Here is a 20,385-nt window from a genome sequence, read left to right as displayed (position 1 = left end):
GTGGACACCGTCGCCGAGGCGCTGCGCTGGCTCAACGACCCGCTGAACTGGACGGGTCGCAACGGCGTGCTGGAGCTGACCGCCACGCACCTGACCGTCACGGCGCTGGCGGTCCTGCTCGGCACCGCGGTCGCGCTGCCGCTGGGGCTGTGGCTCGGGCACCTGCGGGCGGGTGCCACCGTCGGGGTCGTCGTGTCCAACACCACGCGCGCGCTGCCCACGTTGGCGCTGCTGACGCTCCTGGCCGCGAGCGGCCTGTTCGGCTCGACCGCCACGGTGCTCGCGTGCGCCGTGTTCGCGGCGCCCCCCGTGCTGGCCAACACCGTCACGGGCATCGCGGGGGTGGACCCGGCCGTGCGCGACGCCGCCCGCGGCACCGGCCTGTCGCGGTGGCAGGTGCTGCGCCAGGTGGAGCTGCCGCTGGCGGTGCCGCTCGTCGCCGCGGGCCTGCGCACCGCGGTCGTGCAGGTCATCGCCACCGTGCCGCTCGCCGCGCTCGTCGGCGGCCGTAGCCTCGGCACGGTCGTCGTCACGGGGTTCGGGCTGCAGCGCTACGGGCAGGTCGTCGCGGGCGGGCTCCTCGTCGCCGGGCTGTGCCTCCTGGCCGAGCTCGTCCTCGCCCTCCTGCAACGCGTCGCCAGCCCCCGCGGGCTGCGGCTGCGCGACGCCGCCCGCCGCACCACCGCCGGTCGCCCCTCCCGTCGCCGCAGGTCACGGTCCGGTGACGGTCCCGCCGTCGCAGGGGTCCAGAGGTTGCCCTGACCCGGCCCCGACGGTCCAATGTCCCCCGGTCCCCCACCCCGAGCCCGCGCAGACCACGCCGCTCGCCCCCAAGGAGAACCCATGCGCCGTCGTCCGACGCTCCTGGCCCTCGCGGCCGCCACCGGCCTGCTGCTCGCCGCCTGCGGCGACCCCGGGTCCGGCGGTGGTGAAGCGGCCCCCACCTCCTCCGGCTCCGCCGGCGGCACCGTCTGCGAGCCCGTCGCCGGCGAGCAGCTGGTCGCCCTCGAGGACGACCAGCAGCTGCAGAACGCCGACAACATCGTGGCCGCGTTCAACGCGGCGGCCGTCGCCGCCAACCCGTCGATGGTCGAGCTGCTCGACGCCGTCGGCGCGGCGCTCGACACGGAGGGGCTGATCGAGCTCAACGCGCAGGTGGACGTCGACCGCCAGACGCCGAGCGAGGTGGCCGCGGCGTTCGTCGAGGCCGAGGGCCTGGCGGCCGCCTCCGCGACGGGGTCCGGCCCGGTCGTCATCGGCGCGGGCAACTTCACCGAGAGCGCGACGCTCGCCGAGATCTACGCCGCGGTGCTGCGCTCGGCCGGCTTCGAGCCGAGCGTGCAGCAGATCGGCAACCGCGAGACCTACCTGCCGGCGCTGCAGGACGGGACGCTGTCCGTGGTGCCGGAGTACGCCGCGACGCTCGCCGAGTTCCTCAACGGCAGCATCAACGGCGCCGACGCCGAGCCCGTCGCGACGCCGGACATCGACGAGACGATGGCCGCCCTCACCCCGCTGGCCGAGCAGTCGCAGCTCGTGGTGGGCACGCCGTCGGCCGCGCAGGACCAGAACGCCTTCGCCGTCACGCAGGCGTTCGCCGAGCAGTACGGCGTCGAGACGCTGTCGGACGTCGCGGAGGCCTGCGCCGGCGGCATCAGCCTGGCCGGTCCGCCGGAGTGCCCGGAGCGCCCGTTCTGCGGCCAGGGCCTGGAGGAGACGTACGGGCTGGCCCTCGAGTTCAGCTCCTACGACTTCGCGCTCATCGCCACGGCCGTGCGCCAGGGCGAGGCGGCGATGGGCCTGGTCCTGTCCTCCGACGCGGCGCTCGCCGACCGGGGCTGACGCCCGGGCCGTCGCCCACCGCGGCCCGTACCGGCCGCGCACGCCAGGAGGGGCCCGACCGTCACGGTCGGGCCCCTCGGTGCGTCCGGCGCCGGTGCTCCCGGTCCCGGGACGGCCGCTCAGAGGCCGGCGGACTCCAGGAAGCGCAGCCAGACCTCGCTGACCGTCGGGTAGGACGGCACGGCGTGCCACAGGCGATCGATCGGCACCTCCCCGACGACCGCGATCGTCGCGGCGTGCAGCATCTCCCCCGCGTCCGGCCCGACGAACGTCGCGCCGACCAGCACGCGCCGTTCGGTGTCGACGAGCACCTGCGCGCGGCCGACGTAGCCCTTCGCGTGCACGCTGGCCCCGGCGACGGCGGACAGGTCGTAGGAGATCGCGCGCACGGGCAGGCCCGCCGCCTCGGCCTCGGCCTGCGTCGGGCCGACCCACGCCACCTCCGGGTGCGTGAAGACGACCTGCGGGACCGCGTGCGCGTCCGCCGTCGCGCGGTACCGGCTCCAGGGCCCGGCGCCCTGCTCCGCCTCGGCGCTGGGCGCCGGCGCGAGCGGCGGCTCCTCGTCGCCGGACGACGCGTCGGAGCCGGTGTTCGAGTCCGTGGCGGCACCGCCCGACCCGGAGGCGAAGCGTGCGGCGACGACGTCCCCGACGACACGGGCGTCGTACTTGCCCTGGTGGGTCGTGTGGGTGCGGTCGGTGACGTCCCCGCAGGCGAACAGCCAGCCGCCGGCCACGCCCGTCACCTGGAGCGCGTCGTCGACCTCCAGCGCACGGCCGGGCTCGAGCCCGATCGTCTCCAGCCCCAGGTCCGCCGTCCCCGGCCGGCGCCCGGCGGCGACGAGCACGCGGTCGACCGTGAGCGTGCGCTCCCCGTCCGGGCCGGTGACGTCCAGCTCGACCGCACCGCCGGCCCGACGCGCGGCCCGCGTCTCCGCGCCGAGCAGCAGCTCGACGCCGAGGTCCCGCAGCGCGTCGGCGAGCAGCTCGCTCGCGAAGGGCTCGGCCGGCGCGAGGACGCGGTCCCCGCGCACGAGGAGCGTCACCTGCGACCCGAGCTCGGCGTACGCGGTGGCCATCTCGACCCCCACGACACCGCCGCCGATGATGGCGAGCCGGCCGGGGACCTCCTTGGCGGAGGTGGCGTCGCGGCTCGTCCACGGGTCGACGTCGGCCAGGCCGTCGACCGGCGGCAGCGTGGGTACGGAGCCGGTGCACACGATGACGGCGTGCCGGGCCCGCAGGCCGTGCGTGGTCCCGTCGTGCGTGATGGTGAGCTCCCGCTCGCCGGTGAACCGCGCGTGCCCGCGCAGGAGGGTCAGGCCCGCGCCCTCGACCCACTCGACCTGGCTCGCGTCGTCGTAGTGCGAGGCGATCTCGTCGCGGTAGGCCAGGACCGCGGCGGCGTCGATGCCGCCCGTCACGGCCGCGTCGGCTCCCGGCACGGCCTTCGCCGCGGCCACCGCGGCACCGGGCCGCAGGAGCGCCTTCGACGGCATGCAGGCCCAGTAGGAACACTCGCCGCCGACGAGCTCGGCCTCCACGACGGCCACCGACAGGCCCGTGCGGCTCGCGCGGTCCGCGGCGTTCTCGCCGATCGCGCCGGCGCCGATGACGACGACGTCGACCTCGCGGACGTCGCCGCCCGCGTCCCCGACCCCTCCGCCGGCGCCGCCCTCGGCGCCCTGCCCGCTCTGCGCCTGCTCTGCTCGCTGCGCCATGGATCCACCCTCCCGGCGGCCCGACGGCCCGTCCGTCCCTCCGCCGCCGCTCATCCTGGTGCCGGCGGTGCCCGTGCCGCGCGCGCTGCGGGGCGTCGCCCGTCGGCGGGGCTCAGCGGTCGAACGCGCAGGCCTCCGCCTGGCTCAGGCCCGCCTCGAGGCGGCCGCGCATCTCGTCGTCGAGCGGGGGCAGCGCGTCGAGCCGGAAGAAGGCGGCCTCGGTGTTCTCGCCGTCCGCCGGGCTGGGCTCGCCGCGCTCCCACCGGCAGCGGAACGTCAGGTCGAGGTACTGCGCGCGGTCGCCGTTCGCGTAGGTCATGGGCGGCAGGGCGTGCACGCGCACGAGCCGCTCGGCGACGGCGACGACGTCCGCCTCCTCGAGCACCTCGCGCTCGGCGGCCACGGCCGGCTGCTCCCCCGGGTCGATGATCCCGGTGACGGGCGTCCACCGGCCGTCGTCGGACCGCCGCACGAGGAGCACCTCGGCCCTGTCGCCCGTGCCCCTCAGCACCACCGCCGTCACGCCGGAGAGCCACAGGGGGTGGTGGCCGACCTGGGCGCGCAGGTCGACGATGAAGTCGGGGATCGGCACGGCCGCGATCCTACGCAGGGCGCTGCCACCACCCGCCGCCGGCGGCCGTGGCCGCCCCTCCGACGCCGGAGGCCCCGTCCTGCTGGACGGGGCCTCCGAGGGGGTGCGCCATCAGGGACTCGAACCCCGAACCCGCTGATTAAGAGTCAGCTGCTCTGCCCATTGAGCTAATGGCGCGCGGGGAGAGACGTTAGCACCGCCGGGCCACGACGGGCGAATCGGCCCTCCTGACGCGGGCGCCACCCGGCGGCACCGACCGGATGTGCCGCCCGCGGTGCTCGCGCGCGGTGCGGGCCCGCGGTGCCGGCCCGCGGTGCCGGCCTCCGGTGCCGGCCCGCGGTGCCGGCGTGCGGTGCCGCTCAGAGGTACAGGCCCGTGCCCCGGCCCGCCGCGCGCGGTGCCGCCACCGCGTGGACGTCCTTCTCGCGCAGCAGCAGGTACGTGCGGCCCTCGAGCTCGACCTCGGCGCGCTCCTCGGGGTCGAAGAGCACCCGGTCACCGACCTCCACCTGGCGCACGTGCTGGCCGACGGCGACCACCTGCGCCCACGCCAGGCGCTTGCCGACCACGGCCGTGGCCGGGATGACGATCCCCGCGCTCGACCGGCGCTCGTCGGCAGAGCCGTCGCGGTGCACGAGGACGCGGTCGTTGAGCATCCGGATCGGCAGCGACCCGGGCACGGGGGCGCCCGACGAGGCAGCGGCCGTCCCGGTGGCGGAGGCGCCGACCGGCTCCGTCCGCGGCGCTCCCCCGGACGCCGCAGCCGGGGTCCCCGGTGCCGACGGGCTCTCCGCCCCCACGGCGGGCGCGGGCGGCGTCGAGGTGGGTGCTCCGGCCGACGGGGACGACGGGGACTCGCTGGTGCTCACGGGTCGAACCTACCGGGGCGATCCCGGCGGCCTACGCTGGCGCAGCCCGTCCCCGCCGTCCCGGTGCGGCCCGCCGCCCGTCGGCCGGCCCCCGCGCGACGGCGCCACCGAGAGGAGCACCGTGCCCCGTCTGACCGTCGGCGAGACCGCACCCGACTTCACCCTGCCCACCGCCGACGGCGGCACGCTCGCCCTGGCGGACCTGCGCGGCCGGCCCGTCATCGTCTACTTCTACCCGGCGGCGATGACCCCGGGCTGCACCACGCAGGCGTGCGACTTCCGCGACAACCTGGCCTCGCTGGCCGCCGCGGGGTACGCGGTCGTCGGGGTCTCCCCCGACCCGGTGGACCGGCTGGCGGCGTTCGTCGAGCAGGAGGGCCTGACGTTCCCGCTCGTGTCCGACGCCGACCACGCCGTCATGGAGGCGTGGGGCGCCTGGGGCGAGAAGACGCTGTACGGCAAGAAGGTCACCGGCGTCGTCCGCTCGACGGTCGTCCTCGACGCCGAGGGCCGGGTCGTCCTCGCGCAGTACAACGTCAAGGCGACGGGGCACGTCGCCAAGCTGCGCCGCGACCTCGCGGTCGCCTGACGCCCGCCCCGGGCGCCGGCACCGGCCGGGCGCAGAGGCCCTGACGCCCGTGCCGGCCGGGTGGCACACTCCTGACGCGGTCCGGCCGGCAGCGGCCGGACCCGCGGGAGTGGTGAAACGGCAGCCACGCCAGGTTTAGGTCCTGGTGCCCGAGAGGGCGTGCGGGTTCGACTCCCGTCTCCCGCACGCCCCTCGCGCACGCCCCCGGCAGCGATCCCCGGCGGCCGACCTCCGGGGGCCACCGCGGGAGGCCGCGCGGGCTCAGGCGCCCGGCAGCACCGCCGCCTCCAGGTGCACGGCCTTGAGCACGGTCATGGACGCCAGCAGGTCCGGTCCGTAGCCGGCTCCGGCGCCGGAGTCGCGGCGCGGGTCGGCCGAACCGCCGGGCGCGCCCCCGAAGACCGCGTTGACCTTCACCGTGCCGACCTCGAGCTCGTCGGCCGCCCGCAGCGCGTGGTCCAGCCGCGGCGTGAGCACCGTCGCCGCCAGCCCGTAGCGACCGGCACCGGCCAGCTCCAGGGCCGCCGCGAAGTCCGGGACGCGCGTCACCGCGGCGACCGGCCCGAACGTCTCCTCCGTCATCACGTCCATGTCCGCGGTGCACCCGTCGAGGACCGTCGGCGGGTAGAAGGTGCCCGGGCCGTCCGGCCGCGCACCGCCCGCCAGCACCCGGGCCCCGCCCGCGACGGCGTCCTCCACGTGCGCGACGACGACCGCGAGCTGCTGCTCGTCGACGAGCGGCCCCAGCCCGGTCGCGGGGTCCGTCGGGTCCCCGACCACCGTGGCCTGCGCCACCGCGACGAGCTCGGCGAGCACGGCGTCCGCCACCTCCTCGTGCAGGTACACGCGCTCGACGGACGTGCAGAGCTGCCCCGTGTTGGTGAAGGCGCCGATCGCGATCTGGCGCGCCGCCCACGCCGGGTCCACCCCGGCGTCGACGACGAGCGGGTCCTTGCCGCCGTTCTCCAGCAGCACGCGGGCCCCGCGGGCGCCGGCAGCCGTCGCGATGGCACGCCCGGTCGCGGTGCTGCCCACCTGCGCGACGAGCGCGACCCGGGGGTCGGCGACGAGCGCCGCACCTGTGGCCCCGTCGCCGTTGACGACCGACAGCACCCCGGCCGGCAGGGCGTCGGCGACGAGGCGCCCGAGCTCCCAGCCGGACCGCGCGCTGCGCTCGGACGGCTTGTGCACGACCGTGTTGCCGGTGACCAGCGCGGCGGCGAGCAGCCCGGCAGCCGCCGGCAGCGGGTCGTTCCAGGGTGTGATGATCGCCACGACGCCGTGGGGGTCGCGGCGGACGACGTCGAGCGCGGCGGGCGCCCCGGCGAGCGTGCGGCCGGTCGGGCCGAGCCCCGTCGTCGCCGCCTCCTCCAGCAGCTCCGCAGCCACCTGCGCCGACTCGACCGACGAGCCCAGCAGGCGTCCCGTGTCCGCCGTCAGCGCCGCCCCGAGCGCGTCGGCCTGCGCGCGCACGGCAGCCGCGGCGGCGCGCAGGTACCCCGCGCGCTCCCCCGGCGAGGTACGGCGCCAGGCGGCCCGAGCCGCGTCCGCGGCCGCCACGGCTGCACCCACCTCCGCCTCGGTGGCAGGCACCAGCACGAGCGTGGGCGTCCCGTCGACGGGGGACGTGCGGGTCAGCTCGCGGTCCCCCGTCGCGGGGACGAGGTCGCCGCCGACGTGGTGCTCGGCCAGGCGCAGGGGGGCGGTCGACGTCCCGTCGGCCGGGCTGGTGGTCGTGCTCCCGGTGGCGGTGCGGTCGGGCGTCAGCGTCATGGCGTCTCCTCGCGGTCGTCCCCGGCGGTGCCGGGGGTGGCGCCGGCCACGTGCCGGCACGGCTGCCGGCATCGTGCCGCACGCCGCCGACATCCGGCCGGCGATGCACCGGACGGGCACGTCGCGCCCCCCGGCCCGGGCACTGCTCGACTAGCGGCACCGGGTGAAGTGCTCCACAGTGACGCCCAGGCGCCCGGCCGGGCGCCGTCGGCAGGACCGGTCGGCACGACTGCGTCCCTGGTCAGGGAGGTCCGCCACCGATGAGGGCACGGCAGGTCCCGGCAGGTCAGCGGCGCACGGCCACGTCCATGTCGACGGACACGTCGACGGACACGGCGACGGTGCGCGGCGCCCGCCCGGCGCCGGCAGCGCCCGCGGCGGGCGGCACCGCACGGCCCGGCGGCCCGACGACGCCCGCCACGGGGCTCCCCGCGTGAGCGCGGCCCCGCTCCCGCCCTGGTCCCTCGTCCTCACCTCGCTCGGCCGCCCGCGGCTGGCCGGGCTCCTCGACGTCCTCACGCTCGACCTCGCCCAGGCGACACGTGCCGCGCGAGCCTCAGGTCGCCCCCTGCCCGCCCCCGTCGAGGTCGTCGTGGTCGACGACCGGTCCGTGGCCCTCGACCCCCGGCCGGACGACGACGCCCCCGTGCTGCGCGACCCGGCCCCGCTGGAGGTGGCCGGCACGAACGGACCGGGCGCCACGCCCGTGCGGGTCGTCCGCACCGGCGGCCGCGGGCCGGCCGCCGCGCGCAACGCGGGGTGGCGCTCGGCGTCGGCCCCGTGGGTCGTCCTGCTCGACGAGCTGCGCGAGCCGGCTCCGGGCTGGGCCGCCGCCCTCGCCGAGGACCTCGCGGCCGCGGCCACGGGTGCGGGGGGACGGACGGCGCTCAGCGGAGGTGCCGCCGAGGCGCCCACCGACGCCGCCGCTCCCGGCGACGACCTCCTCGTGCGGCGCGACGCGCTCGCCGAGGTGTGGGGCTGGGACGAGCGCATCGGCGACGCCGAGCAGGCGCACGACGACCTCGTCGCCCGGCTGGGCGCGGCCGGGTGGGACGCCGTCCCCGGGACCCGCCGCGCGGCGGGTCCGACGGCACCCGAGCAACCCACGGGCACGGGGACCCGCACGGACGCCCCCGCACCCACCCGCCGCACGGACGCCGACCTGACGTCCTGGCCGCCGCCCGTGCAGGCGGTGCTCTTCGACCGGGACGGCACGCTCGTGCACGACGTGCCCTACAACGGCGACCCGGACCAGGTCCGCGTCATCGCCGGCGCGCACGAGGTCCTCGACGCCCTGCGCGAGGCCGGCGTGGCGGTCGGGATCGTCAGCAACCAGTCGGGCATCGCGCGCGGTCTGCTCAGCGTGGCGGACGTCGCCGCCGTCAACGCCCGCGTGGCCGCGGAGGTGGGCCCGTTCGGCACCGTTCAGGTGTGCCCGCACGGCACCGGTGACCACTGCGCGTGCCGCAAGCCCGGCCCCGGCCTCGTGCTGCGGGCGGCGCACGCGCTGGGCGTGCCGCCCTACGCCTGCGCGGTCGTCGGCGACATCGGGGCCGACGTGGGGGCCGCGGTCGCCGCCGGGGCGCGGACGGTCCTCGTGCCCACCGCCGTCACGCGCAGCCGGGAGGTGGCGACGGCGCCGGTCGTCGCGGTCGACCTGCGGGCAGCCGTCGCGCACCTCGTCCCCGGCGTGCTCGACCCGCTGCCCGGCGGCGTCCCGGACGGGGCGCCGCGCACCGCCGGGGACGCCGCGTGACCCGGGTCCTGGCGGTCCGGCTCGACAGCGACGGCGACGTCCTGCTCACCGGGCCGGCCGTCCGCGCCCTGGCCGCCGGCGCCGAGGCGCTGGACCTGCTCGTCTCCCCCGCGGGACGCCAGGCCGGCGAGCTGCTGCCGGGCGTCGACCGCGTGCTCGTCGCCGACGTGCCCTGGAGCGGCTACGCGCCGCCGCCCGCCGACCCGGCGGCGCTGCGGGACCTCGTCGACGTGCTCGCGGCCGGCCGCTACGACCGCGCCGTGGTGTTCACGTCCTTCCACCAGAGCCCGCTGCCCATGGCGCTGCTGCTGCGGATGGCCGGCGTGCCGTTCGTCGCCGGCACGAGCGAGGACTACCCCGGCTCGCTGCTCGACGTGCGGCACCGCCGCCCCGACGGCCTGCACGAGGTCGAGGCCGCCCTCGACCTCGCGCGCGCGGTCGAGGGCGAGGTCGAGGGCGAGGTGGGGGCGGCCCCAGCCGGGCGGCGGGGTAGCCCCGCCCTCGACCCCGCCCTCGACGACGACCGCCTGGCCCTGCGCGCGGACCGCGTCGCGGCGGCCGCGGCCGCCCTGCCCGACGAGGTGCCGGCCGGCGGGTTCGTCGTCCTGCACCCCGGCGCGTCCGTCCCCGCCCGGGCCCCGTCGCCCGCCCACGCCCGTACGATCGCGCTCGCGCTGGCCGAGGAAGGGCGGACCGTCGTGGTGACCGGGGGGCCGGGCGAGCGGGAGCTGGCACGCGCCGTCGCCACCGGCGTGCCCGGTGCGGTCGACCTCGCCGGCCGGACGAGCCTGGCCGGGCTGGCCGCCGTGCTGGCGCGCGCCGACGCGGTCGTCGTCGGCAACACGGGCCCGGCGCACCTCGCCGCGGCCGTCGGCACGCCGGTCGTGTCGCTGTTCTCGCCCGTCGTGCCCGCCGACCGCTGGGCGCCGTGGGGCGTCCCGACCGTCGTGCTGGGCGACCAGGGCGCACCCTGCGCCCTCACCCGGGCGCGCACCTGCCCCGTCGAGGGCCACCCCTGCCTCACCGGCGTCACGCCGGGGCAGGTGGTCGCGGCCGTCGACGCCCTGTCCCTGTCCGCCGCCGGAGCACCGGCGCGGACCACCGACCACGCAGACGCGTCCGGCGCACGGCCGGACGGGAGGGTGAGCGCATGAAGGTCCTGGCCTGGCACGTGCACGGCTCGTGGATGACCTCGTTCGTCCACGGCTCCCACGACTACCTCGTCCCGCGCGACGCCGAGCGCTCCCGCGACGGCGGCGGCCGCGCGACGACCTACGCCTGGCCCGACCGCGCGCGCGAGGTGCCGATCGACGTGCCGGACGGCACCGGCCTGGCCGAGGACCGCCCCGACGTCGTCGTCCTGCAGCGCCCCCACGAGCTCGAGCTGCTCAAGCGCTGGACCGGCCTGCGCGCCGGCGTGGACGTGCCGGCCGTCTACGTCGAGCACAACACGCCCGCCGGGCCCGCGGCCGCCACGCGCCACCACCTCGCCGACCGGTCCGACATCCCCGTCGTGCACGTCACGGCCTACAACGCCCTCATGTGGGACAGCGGGGCCGCGCCGACCCTCGTCGTCGACCACGGCATCGTCGACCCGGGGTACACCTACACCGGTGAGCGCGAGCGGGTGGCCGTCGTCGTCAACGAGCCCGTGCGCCGGTGGCGCGTGGCCGGGACGGACCTCGTCGTGCGGGTCGCGGAGGACCTGCCGGTCGAGGTCTACGGGATGGGCATGGACGCCCTCGCCGAGCACCTGCCGCAGCACAAGGAGCACCTGCACGAGGACGTCCGGCAGGCCGACATGCACGTGGCGATGGGCGGGGCCCGCGCCTACCTGCACCCCTACCGCTGGACGAGCCTCGGCCTGTCCCTCCTCGAGGCGATGACGGTCGGCCTGCCCGTCCTCGTCGTCGCCTCGACCGCCGCGCCGGAGGCGGTGCCCGCGGCCGCCGGCGTCGTCAGCGCGGACCCGGCGGCGCTCGTCGCGGCCGGGCGGCGCTGGCTCGCCGACCCGACGGAGGCGCGCGAGCGGGGCCTCGCGGGCCGCGAGCACGCCCTGGCGCACTACGGGCTCGCGCGGTTCCACCGCGACTGGGACGAGGTCCTGGCCGCCGTCGTCGAGGGGAGGGTGCCGTGAGGGTCGCCCTGGTCTCGGAGCACGCCAGCCCCCTGGCCGTGCTCGGCGGCGTCGACGCCGGCGGGCAGAACGTGCACGTCGACGCCCTGGCCCGCGGTCTCGCCGACCTCGGTCACGACGTGCGCGTCTACACACGGCGTGACGACGCGTCGCTGCCGGAGCGGGTGCCGCTCGGGCCGCGCGTCGAGGTCGTGCACGTGCCCGCCGGGCCCGCGCGGGAGGTGCCCAAGGACGCTCTCGCGCCGTACATGGACGCCTTCGGCGACTGGATGGCGCGCGACTGGGAGCGCACCGGCACCCCGGCCGTGGCGCACTCGCACTTCTGGATGTCGGGGCTGGCGACCCTCCGGGCGGCCGCCGCGCTCGACGTGCCCGTGGCGCACACGTACCACGCGCTGGGCTCGGTCAAGCGCCGCCACCAGGGCGCGAAGGACACGAGCCCGGCGGGCCGGGTCGCGGCGGAGCTGTCCGTCGGGGAGCGCGCCGACCTCGTCGTCGCCACCTGCCGGGACGAGGTCGACGAGCTCGTCCGCCTCGGCCTGGACCCCGCGCGCATCCAGGTCGTGCCCTGCGGCGTGGACGTCACGCACTTCCGGCCCCTGCCGCCCGCCCGCCGGGGCCGTGCCGCCGGTGCCGCCCGCGGCGGCGGCGCCCTCCTGCCCCGCCGCCGGCAGCCGCACCGGCTCCTCGTCGTCGGGCGGCTCGTCGAGCGCAAGGGCGTCGACACCGTCGTCCGGGCGCTGGCCGCGGTCCCGGGGACGGAGCTCCTCGTCGCCGGGGGGCCGCCGGCGGACCTCCTGGCCGCGGACCCCGAGGCGTGCCGGCTCGTCGCCCTGGCGGAGGCGCTCGGCGTCGACGACCGGGTCACGCTGCTGGGGCGCGTCGAGCACGACGACCTCCCGGCGGTCATCGGGTCGGCCGACGTCGTCGTGGCGACCCCCTGGTACGAGCCCTTCGGCATCGTCCCGCTCGAGGCCGCGGCGTGCGGCGTGCCCGTCGTGGGCAGCGCCGTCGGGGGGCTGCTCGACTCCGTGCGTCCCGGCGTCACCGGCCTGCTCGTGCCGCCGCGCGACCCCGACGCCCTCGCCGCGGCGCTGCGCCCGCTGCTCGCCGACCCGGTGCGGCGCCGCGCGCTCGGGCAGGCCGCGCGCCGCCGCGCGGTCCGCACCTACGCGTGGTCCCAGGTCGCCCAGCGCACGGCGGCCCTCTACCAGACCCTGGCCCTCCCGGCCGATGCGTTGCTCGCCGGGCCCGCCGCCGTCCCCGCCCTCACGGAGGTCGCCGTATGAGCGCCCAGTCCTGGATCGACGCCCACGACGACGAGCTGCGCGGTGCGCTCGACGGCCTGCGGGCCGACGCCGCCGTCGTCGAGCGCTGGGGGCGCACGCTGACCGACCGCCTGCTCGACGGCGCGCGGCTGCTGGCCGCGGGCAACGGCGGGTCGGCCGCCGAGGCGCAGCACCTGACCTCCGAGCTCGTCGGACGCTTCCTGGCCGACCGGCGGCCGCTGTCGGCGGTGTGCCTCTCCGCGGAGACCTCGACGCTGACCGCCCTGGTGAACGACTACGGGCCCGAGGAGATGTTCGCGCGCCAGGTCGAGGCGCACGGTCGACCCGGGGACGTGCTGGTCCTCCTGTCGACCTCCGGCTCGAGCCCCAACGTGCTCCGCGCCGCCGAGCGCGCGCACGAGCGCGGCCTGCTCGTCTGGTCGCTGACGGGGCGGCGGCCCAACCGCCTCGCGGCGCTGTCCGACGAGGCGCTGTGCATCGACGCGCCCTCCACCGCCGCCGTGCAGACCCTGCACCTCGTGGCGATCCACGCGCTGTGCGCGGCGGTCGACGAGGGGCTCGCGCGGCTCGACGCGGTGCACGCGGCGCCCGTCGTGCGCAGCCTCGAGGCCACCGCGTGAGCGGCTCGCCGCGGGCGGTGCGCCCGCACGTGGTCGTCGTCGGGGACGTCGTACTGGACCGGGACGTCGACGGGACCGTCGAGCGCCTGTGCCCCGACGCACCGGCCCCCGTCCTCGACGTCACCCGCGTCCGCGAGAGCCCCGGCGGCGCCGGCCTGACAGCCCTGCTGGTCGCGGCGTCGGGGGCGCGGACGACCCTCGTCGCACCCCTGGCCGACGACGACGCCGGCACCCGCCTGGCCGAGGACCTGCGCCGTGAGGTCGCCGTCGTGGCCCTGCCGCACGTCGGCGGCACCCGGCGCAAGGTCCGCATCCGCAGCGGCGGTCAGTCCCTCGTGCGGGTCGACGACGGCGGGCCGGGCGCGCCCGGTGCGGTCGACGCCGACGCCGTGCGCGCGGTGCTGGCCGACGCGGACGTCGTCCTCGTGTCGGACTACGGCGCGGGCGTGACGCAGGACCCGGCCCTGCGCGAGGTGCTGGCCGAGGCGGCCCGCGGCACCCGGGTCGTCTGGGACCCGCACCCGCGGGGCGGCGCACCCGTCGCCGGCGCGGCGCTCGTCACGCCGAACCTGTCCGAGGCGAGGGCGGCGGCGGGCGGAGGCGGCGGGGGTACCGCCGGTGGCACGGCGCCCCAGCACCCCGACGAGCTCGCCGCCGCCCTGCGCGCGTCCTGGGAGGCGCGGGCCGTCGCCGTCACGGCCGGGTCCGCCGGCGCCTTCGTCGCCGGTGGGGGCGACGCGCAGTACGTGCCGGCCGTGCCGGTCGCCGGTGGCGACCCGTGCGGCGCCGGGGACCGCTTCGCCGCCACCGCGGCCGTCGCCCTGGCGAGCGGCGCCACCGTGACGGAGGCCGTCGGCCGGGCCGTCGCGGACGCGGGGGCCTGGGTCGCGGCGGGCGGGGCGGAGGCGTTCCGGCGCGAGCGCGACGAGGAGACCGGGGCGCCGCCGGCGGCGGCGGACGTGACAGCGACCGGTCCGGTGGCGGAGAGCGCCGACGCCGCGCCCACGGACGGGACCGACGCCGTGCCGACCCCCGACGACGTCGAGGCGCTGGCAGCCCGGCTGCGACGCGGCGGTCGGCGGCTGGTCGCCACGGGCGGGTGCTTCGACATCGTCCACGCCGGGCACGTCGCCACGCTCCAGGCGGCCCGCCGGCTCGGCGACGCGCTCGTCGTCCTCATGAACTCCGACGCGTCGGTCTCGCGGCTCAAGGGCCCGACCCGGCCCGTCGTCACGGCGGGCGACCGCGCCCGCGTCCTCGAGGCGCTGGACTGCGTCGACGCCGTCGTCGTCTTCGAGGAGGACGACCCCGGCGCGGTGCTGGCCCGGCTGCAGCCGGACGTGTGGGCCAAGGGCGGCGACTACGGCGGGACCGAGCTGCCCGAGGCGGCGACGGTCCGCGCCCACGGCGGGCGGATCGTCCTGCTCCCCTACCTGGACGGCCGGTCGACGACGTCCATCATCGAGCGCTCGGGACGGTCCCGGGCGCAGCACGTGCCGGCAGCGGTCGGCGAGAAGGAGGCGGTGTGAGCACCCAGTCGAGCGTGAGCGCGCAGGCGGACCAGCGGACGGACCAGCAGGCGGACGCAAAGGTCCTGGCCCCCCGGCCGGTCGGCACGGTGTTCGTCACCGGCGGGTCCAGCGGCCTGGGATCGGCGGTCGTCGACGCCGTGCTGGCCGCCGGCGGGACGGTCGGCGTGCTCGACCGCGTGCCGCCGAAGCAGGACGTGTCGTTCGTCGAGGTCGACCTCGCGGAGCCGGCGTCGGTGGTCGCGGAGGCCGTCGAGCGGCTCGTCGGCCTCGTCGGGGCGCCCACGGGCGTCGTCACCGCGGCCGGCACGGACGCCTGCGGCGCCCTCGTGGACATCCACCCGGACGTGTGGGAGCGCGTCGTGCGCGTCAACCTGTTCGGGACCGTCGCCGTCGTGCGCGCGTGCCTGCCGCACCTGGAGGCCTCGCGCGGGACCGTCGTCACCGTCGGCTCGACCCTGTCGCTGCGGGGCATGAGCGACGCGACGGCCTACAGCGCCTCGAAGTTCGCCGTCCGCGGCTTCTCGCACGCCCTCGCGGCCGAGCTGCGCGGCAAGGTCGGGGTCACGCTGCTCATCCCCGGCGGGATGGACACGGCGTTCTTCGACGGCCGCACCGAGCAGTACAAGCCCGGCCCGGACGCGGACCTCAACGACCCGCGCGCCACGGCCGGCACGGTGGTCACGGCGCTGACGCAGCCCGTCGGGTCCGAGATCCGCGAGATGCTCGTCATGGCCTCCGGGGAGAGCTCCTGGCCGTGACCGGCGACGTCCTCGTCCTGCGCGCCCTCGGTCTCGGCGACGCCCTCACCGGTGTCGCCGCCCTCCGTGGGCTGCGGCGCGCGTTCCCCGGTCGTCGTCTGGTGCTCGCCGCTCCGGCGACGACCGGGGGCTGGCTGCGCGACCTCGGCCTCGTCGACGCGGTGCTGCCGACGCGCGAGCTGGAGCCGTTCGCGTGGTCGGGGACGGGCCACGTGGCGGTCAACCTGCACGGCCGCGGCCCGCAGAGCCACGCGCTCCTCGCGGCCACGCGCCCGGACCGGCTCGTCGCCTTCGCCGCCCCCGGCTTCCCCGGCGGCCCGGCCTTCGACCCCGAGGAGCACGAGGTCGTGCGCTGGTGCCGCCTCGTCGCGGCCGCGGGCGGCACGTGCGGACCGCAGGACCTGCGTCTGCCGGAGGTGACGTCCGCCCCCGCCCCGGCTCCCGAGGACGCACGGCCCGAGGTCCTGCTCCACCCCGGGGCGGCGTCCGGGGCCCGGCGCTGGCCCGCCGACCGGTTCGCCGCCGTCGGGGTCGCCCTGCGGGCGCGGGGCTTCCGCGTCGGCGTCACGGGCGGTCCCGACGAGCGCGAGCTGTGCGCGCAGGTCGTCGCCGGCGTCCGGGAGCGCGGCGGGACGGCGGGAGGCGGCACGGGGGACGCCGGGGACGAGGCACGCGACGTCGTCGACCTGGCGGGAGCGCTGGACCTGCCCGCTCTCGCGGCACGCGTCGCGGGGGCGGCGCTGCTCGTGTGCGGGGACACCGGGGTCGCCCACCTCGCCACGGCCGTGGCCACGCCGTCGGTCGTGCTGTTCGGCCCGGTGCCGCCCCGCTGGTGGCGCCCGCTGCTCGACGAGAGGCGCCACGCGGTCGTGTGGCACGGCGACGACGGGTCACCCGCGGGCGACGGCGGCGCCGACGTCGTCCACCCGTGGCTGGCGTCCGTCCAGGTCCCCGAGGTACTGGACGCCGTCGACCGCGTCCTCGGCGCCGGGAGGGCGCCCGCCCGCCCGCGCCCCTCCGCTGCGCGGTCGACGAGCACCGCCGTCGCCCCGCGGCCGAGCCGCACCGCACGCACGGTCGGCACGGCGACCCCGGCAGGCCCCGCGCGCGCCGTCAGCCGCGCGTCGCACGTCGCGTCGGTCGCCTCGCGCCCGGACGGGTGAACGGTCACCCCGAGGGGTGACGCGTCCGGCCGCGGCTCAGGAGGGAGGTCGTCGCGTCGATCGGCGGGGCTGACGGAAGGAGTCCCTCGATGCGCGCACGCCCCCGTGCCCTGCTCGTGCTCTGCCTCGCCGGTGCGGCGGTCGCGGGCCTGGCCTCGTGCTCCGACGGGACGAGCGCGCAGGTGCACGCGGTCTCCGCCGGCACCGTCGTCGAGGTCGCGGACCTCACGACCCCGGCGGCGGAGGACGTGGTCCTCACCGTCGAGGGGACGTCGTCGGGCACCGTGACGCTGTCCATGGCCGACCTCGAGGCGATGCCGACGGTCGAGGCGGAGGTGTACGAGCCGTTCCTCGAGGAGCGGGTGACGTTCCGGGGCGTCGCGCTGGCCGAGCTGCTGCGCGTCGTGGGCGTGCCGCAGGACGCGACGGTCCTGCACTCGCTGGCCCTCAACGACTACGCCGTCGACGTGCCGCTGACCGTCGCCGACCACCCGGGCGCCGTCCTCGCGACCCGCGCCGACGGCGAGCCGATCCCCCTCGAGGAGGGCGGGCCGACCCGCCTCGTGCTGACCGACGACCACCCGGACACCCGCGACCAGTCGCTGTGGATCTGGAGCATCGCGTCCCTCGCGGCGGACAGCACGGCGCCGTGACCGCGCGATGACGGGGCGGCGCGCCGGCGCGCCGCGAGGGCTGCACGTGCCGCGGAGGCCGCGCGCGTCGCGGACGCCGCGGGCGCAGCGCGCCCGGTGGTCGCGAGCCGGCGCCGGCACCGACGCCGGCGCGAACCGAGGCGGGGCCCGGCTGTCACCGGTGCAGGGGCTCCTGGAGCTGGCGCTCGCGGCCGCGGTCCTCGCGACGCCGGTGCTGTCGCTGCGCGACTACGCCAGCCTGCGGGCCACGGCCGACTCCTTCTCCCTCGCGCAGGACGTCACCGGCAACCTCGCCGACGCCCAGCGTGACGCCCTGCTCGCGCTCGTGCAGGCGGAGCGGCTCGACGCGGGCGACGACTCCGTCGTCACCCTGCGGCAGCAGAGCGCGTTCCTCGGCCAGCAGGTGCGGATCCTCGCCGCGAAGGACCTCGACGGACCCGTCGCGGCCCAGGTCACGCAGGCCGTCGCCGACCACGCCCGGCTCGACGCGCACCTCGAGGCCCTGCCCGACGTGCTCGCCCCCGACGAGGTGGCCGCGGCCCGCGCGACCGTCGTCGCCGACGCCGAGGCGGTCGTCGCCGACGTGCGCGGCCTCTACGCGCGCCTCGAGGGCGCCTTCTACTCCGAGCTGTCCGACCGGCTGCAGCAGCAGAACGCCCAGCAGCGCCTCGTCGTCGTCTGCGCCGCGCTGTCCCTCCTGCTCGGCGGGCTCCTGGTGGTGCTCCTGCAGCGCTCGGTCCGGCGGGAGTTCTCGGCCGCGTACGCCCTCGTCGTGCGCGAGGCCGCCGAGCGCGCGGAGGCGCAGCGGGCGGTCGAGCTCAGCGAGCGGCGGTTCCGCGCGCTCGTGGCGCACGGCAACGACATCACGCTCGTGCTCGACGAGCGGGGTGCGCTGACCTACGTCGACCCGCGCACCAGCACCGCGCTCGGGACCACCGTCGGGCCGCTCGACGGCCTGCGCGTCGGCGACCTCGTCCCGGCGGACCTGCAGGCGTCGGCGGTCGCTTCGTTCCGCGCGTGCCTGGCCGCGCCCGGCGCCACGACGACGCTCGACGTGGCGGTCCGCCTGCCGCGCGCCGGGCAGGACCCGGCGGGCCTCACGCACCTGGCCGTGCGGCTGACCAACCTGCTCGGCGACCCCGCCGTCGCCGGCGTCGTCGTCAACGCGCACGACGTCACCGACCGGACCCGGCACGCCGCCGAGCTCGAGCACCTCGCGTACCACGACCGCGTCACGGGCCTGCCCAACCGTCTGCGCCTCGACCGGGACCTCGACGCGGCGGCCGCCGACGACGAGCACGGGACCGGGGTGGCGGCGCTCGCCGTGCTCGACCTCGACGGCTTCCGCTCGCTCAACGAGCGGGTCGGCGCCCTGCGCGGCGACGCGGTGCTGCACGAGCTCGGCGCGCGCCTGCGGCGGCACGTGCCGGACGGCGTGGTCTACCACCTCGGCGGCGACGAGTTCGTCGTCCGGCGCGCGGGGGACGACGACGCGCACGGGCTGGCGCAGACCCTGCGCGCCGCGCTGCGCGTCCCGCTCGACGCCGTCCCCGGGGTGGCGGTGACGGCCGGCATCGGGGTCGTGGCCGCCCGCGCGGCCGACGTGCGGCCGCACGAGCTGGTCCGGCACGCCGACGCGGCGATGCAGGAGGCCAAGCGCCGCGGCCCCGACCAGGTCGAGACCGTCGACGGCGCCGGGCTCGCCGAGCAGGCGGCCCGCCAGCACCTCGTCGACCGGCTGGCGGAGGCCATCGCGCACGACCGCCTCGAGCTGCACTACCAGCCGATCGTCCGCACCGGCGACCGCTCGTGGGTGGCGGTGGAGGCGCTCGTGCGCTGGCGGACCGCCGACCGGCTGGTCCCGCCGGACGAGTTCATCCCGCTGGCCGAGGAGTCCGGGCTGGTCCTGGCGCTGGGCCGCTGGGTCGTGGCCACGGCAGTCCGCGACCTCGCCGTCATGCGCGCCGCCGGACGCCCGGACCTCAGGGTGAGCGTCAACGTCGCGGCGACGCAGCTGCACGACCTGGGCTTCCTCGACCACGTCCGGCACTGCCTCGCGCGCGCCCGGCTCTCCCCCGACGCGGTGGTCCTCGAGCTCACGGCGACCGTCGTCCTCGAGGACCCGGAGCACGCCATCGCGGTCCTCGCGGCGGCGCAGGCCGTCGGCATGGAAGTGGCGCTCGACGACTTCGGCACGGGCTACTCGTCGCTGGCCTACCTGCTGCGGCTGCCCGTCGACCTCGTCAAGCTCGACCGCTCGTTCCTGCGGGACCTCACCGTCTCGCCGCGCACCCGGCGCCTGCTCGGCGCGCTCACCGCGATCGTCCACGACCTCGGGATGCGGGTGACGGTCGAGGGCGTCGAGACGGAGGCGGAGATGGCCGCCGTCGTCGCGGCCGGCTGCGACACCGTCCAGGGCTACCTGCTCGCCCGCCCGGCCCCCCTGGGTGCACTGACGCCCGCCGCCCCGGAGGGGACGGCGGGCGTCCGGACGGGCCTTGCGGCGCTGTCGCCGGTCCGGAGACGGGACCTCGCACCGGGCCCGGCCCCCACGGGAGCGACCCCGCGGGTGCCGGCCCCGCGCGGGCCGGTCGACGAGGCGCGCGACCGCAGCAGCCGCCGACCGCCACCCGTCGCATGACGGTCCGGCGTCGCCCCCACCGGGCGGGAGCGACCGGTGTCAGGCCTGCGCGCCCTCGTGGTCGTGCTCGGCGATGGTCTTGCGCACCTCGTCCATGTCGAGGTTGCGCACGGCGTCGACGACCTGCTGCAGGGCCGGGCCGGGCAGCGCGCCCGGACGGTTGTAGACGAGCACGCCCTCGCGGAAGGCCATGAGCGTCGGGATCGACGTGATCTGCAGCTCGGCGGCGAGCGCCTGCTCGGCGTCGGTGTCGATCTTCGCGTGCACGATGTCGGCGTGCGTGTCCGAGGACTTCTCGAAGATCGGGCCGAACTGACGGCACGGGCCGCACCAGGCCGCCCAGAAGTCGACCAGGACGATGTCGTTGTCCTTGATGGTGGTCTCGAGGTTGTCTGCTGTCAGGGTGACGGTCGCCACGGCGTTCTCCTCTGTCGGTCGCTGGACGGTGGG

Annotated in this window: 18 protein-coding genes, 2 tRNA genes and 1 pseudogene; 14 read left to right on the top strand and 7 right to left on the bottom strand. The window is 77.9% G+C overall.

The window, feature by feature from the left end:
• Both BM048_RS01055 and BM048_RS01050 read left to right on the top strand, forming a co-directional pair.
• Positions 1-762 carry an ABC transporter permease gene (locus BM048_RS01055; protein WP_090029925.1) on the top strand — a complete coding sequence of 254 codons (762 nt, stop codon included), beginning with the start codon at positions 1-3 and terminating at the stop codon, positions 760-762.
• Between the two features lie 81 nt (positions 763-843).
• The gene (locus BM048_RS01050; protein WP_090029923.1) at positions 844-1,842 is read left to right on the top strand and encodes a glycine betaine ABC transporter substrate-binding protein; all 999 of its coding nucleotides are present in this window, start codon (positions 844-846) and stop codon (positions 1,840-1,842) included.
• Between the two features lie 119 nt (positions 1,843-1,961).
• Here the strand turns inward: BM048_RS01050 and BM048_RS01045 are convergent, their stop codons facing one another.
• From BM048_RS01045 to BM048_RS01030, 4 genes are all read right to left on the bottom strand, one after another.
• Positions 1,962-3,563, bottom strand: coding sequence for a dihydrolipoyl dehydrogenase family protein (locus BM048_RS01045; protein ID WP_090029921.1), 1,602 nt, complete (start codon positions 3,561-3,563; stop codon positions 1,962-1,964).
• A gap of 112 nt (positions 3,564-3,675) precedes the next feature.
• Entirely contained in the window at positions 3,676-4,155 is a 480-nt protein-coding gene (locus BM048_RS01040; protein ID WP_090029919.1) for an NUDIX hydrolase, read from the bottom strand.
• A 104-nt stretch (positions 4,156-4,259) separates the two neighbouring features.
• Positions 4,260-4,332, bottom strand: a tRNA-Lys gene (locus tag BM048_RS01035).
• Between the two features lie 182 nt (positions 4,333-4,514).
• Positions 4,515-4,811: a GroES family chaperonin gene (locus tag BM048_RS01030; protein ID WP_090030418.1), complete on the bottom strand. Its 297-nt coding sequence runs from the start codon at positions 4,809-4,811 to the stop codon at positions 4,515-4,517.
• 319 nt (positions 4,812-5,130) lie between these two features.
• Between BM048_RS01030 and bcp the strand changes: the two are divergent.
• A pseudogene (bcp, locus tag BM048_RS01025) lies at positions 5,131-5,613 on the top strand (thioredoxin-dependent thiol peroxidase); the annotation flags it as partial.
• Positions 5,614-5,716: 103 nt separating this feature from the next.
• Positions 5,717-5,799, top strand: a tRNA-Leu gene (locus tag BM048_RS01020).
• 75 nt (positions 5,800-5,874) lie between these two features.
• Here BM048_RS01020 and BM048_RS01015 read toward each other — a convergent pair.
• Positions 5,875-7,386, bottom strand: a complete 1,512-nt coding sequence (locus BM048_RS01015; protein WP_090029917.1) for an aldehyde dehydrogenase family protein — start codon at positions 7,384-7,386, stop codon at positions 5,875-5,877.
• 286 nt (positions 7,387-7,672) lie between these two features.
• Positions 7,673-7,807, bottom strand: coding sequence for a hypothetical protein (locus BM048_RS18910; RefSeq protein WP_275407328.1), 135 nt, complete (start codon positions 7,805-7,807; stop codon positions 7,673-7,675).
• 12 nt (positions 7,808-7,819) lie between these two features.
• Here BM048_RS18910 and BM048_RS19010 point away from each other — a divergent pair, with 12 nt between their 5' ends.
• The 10 genes from BM048_RS19010 to BM048_RS00965 all read left to right on the top strand — a co-directional run bounded on the left by BM048_RS19010 (position 7,820) and on the right by BM048_RS00965 (position 19,935).
• Entirely contained in the window at positions 7,820-9,142 is a 1,323-nt protein-coding gene (locus BM048_RS19010; RefSeq protein WP_308439490.1) for an HAD-IIIA family hydrolase, read from the top strand.
• Entirely contained in the window at positions 9,139-10,296 is a 1,158-nt protein-coding gene (locus tag BM048_RS01005; protein ID WP_090029914.1) for a glycosyltransferase family 9 protein, read from the top strand. The genes BM048_RS19010 and BM048_RS01005 overlap by 4 nt, the downstream gene beginning before the upstream one ends.
• On the top strand, positions 10,293-11,279 hold the full coding sequence (locus BM048_RS01000; protein ID WP_090029912.1) for a glycosyltransferase: 987 nt from the start codon (positions 10,293-10,295) through the stop codon (positions 11,277-11,279). The genes BM048_RS01005 and BM048_RS01000 overlap by 4 nt, the downstream gene beginning before the upstream one ends.
• Entirely contained in the window at positions 11,276-12,568 is a 1,293-nt protein-coding gene (locus BM048_RS00995) for a glycosyltransferase (protein ID WP_090029910.1), read from the top strand. Before BM048_RS01000 ends, BM048_RS00995 begins: the two co-directional genes overlap by 4 nt.
• Positions 12,565-13,188 (top strand): D-sedoheptulose-7-phosphate isomerase, encoded by a 624-nt coding sequence (locus BM048_RS00990; protein WP_090029908.1) that lies wholly within the window; start codon positions 12,565-12,567, stop codon positions 13,186-13,188. The genes BM048_RS00995 and BM048_RS00990 overlap by 4 nt, the downstream gene beginning before the upstream one ends.
• Complete coding sequence (locus BM048_RS00985) at positions 13,185-14,717, top strand: PfkB family carbohydrate kinase (protein ID WP_239078705.1); 1,533 nt, start codon at positions 13,185-13,187, stop codon at positions 14,715-14,717. The genes BM048_RS00990 and BM048_RS00985 overlap by 4 nt, the downstream gene beginning before the upstream one ends.
• Positions 14,718-14,782: 65 nt before the next feature.
• The gene (locus BM048_RS00980) at positions 14,783-15,478 is read left to right on the top strand and encodes an SDR family oxidoreductase (protein ID WP_090030411.1); all 696 of its coding nucleotides are present in this window, start codon (positions 14,783-14,785) and stop codon (positions 15,476-15,478) included.
• Complete coding sequence (locus tag BM048_RS00975; RefSeq protein WP_090029906.1) at positions 15,475-16,641, top strand: glycosyltransferase family 9 protein; 1,167 nt, start codon at positions 15,475-15,477, stop codon at positions 16,639-16,641. Before BM048_RS00980 ends, BM048_RS00975 begins: the two co-directional genes overlap by 4 nt.
• Before the next feature lie 89 nt (positions 16,642-16,730).
• Positions 16,731-17,294, top strand: coding sequence for a putative pterin-binding protein (locus tag BM048_RS00970; RefSeq protein WP_090029905.1), 564 nt, complete (start codon positions 16,731-16,733; stop codon positions 17,292-17,294).
• A gap of 160 nt (positions 17,295-17,454) precedes the next feature.
• Entirely contained in the window at positions 17,455-19,935 is a 2,481-nt protein-coding gene (locus tag BM048_RS00965; protein ID WP_139224259.1) for a putative bifunctional diguanylate cyclase/phosphodiesterase, read from the top strand.
• Positions 19,936-19,974: 39 nt separating this feature from the next.
• Here BM048_RS00965 and trxA read toward each other — a convergent pair whose 3' ends face one another.
• On the bottom strand, positions 19,975-20,352 hold the full coding sequence (trxA, locus tag BM048_RS00960) for a thioredoxin (RefSeq protein WP_090029900.1): 378 nt from the start codon (positions 20,350-20,352) through the stop codon (positions 19,975-19,977).
• Positions 20,353-20,385: the final 33 nt, after the last annotated feature.

The organism is Cellulomonas marina (assembly GCF_900111925.1).
Taxonomy (GTDB): domain Bacteria; phylum Actinomycetota; class Actinomycetes; order Actinomycetales; family Cellulomonadaceae; genus Cellulomonas; species Cellulomonas marina.
The sequence above is the reverse complement of the archived record's forward strand: the minus strand, read 5'-3'. Positions and strand labels throughout refer to the sequence as shown.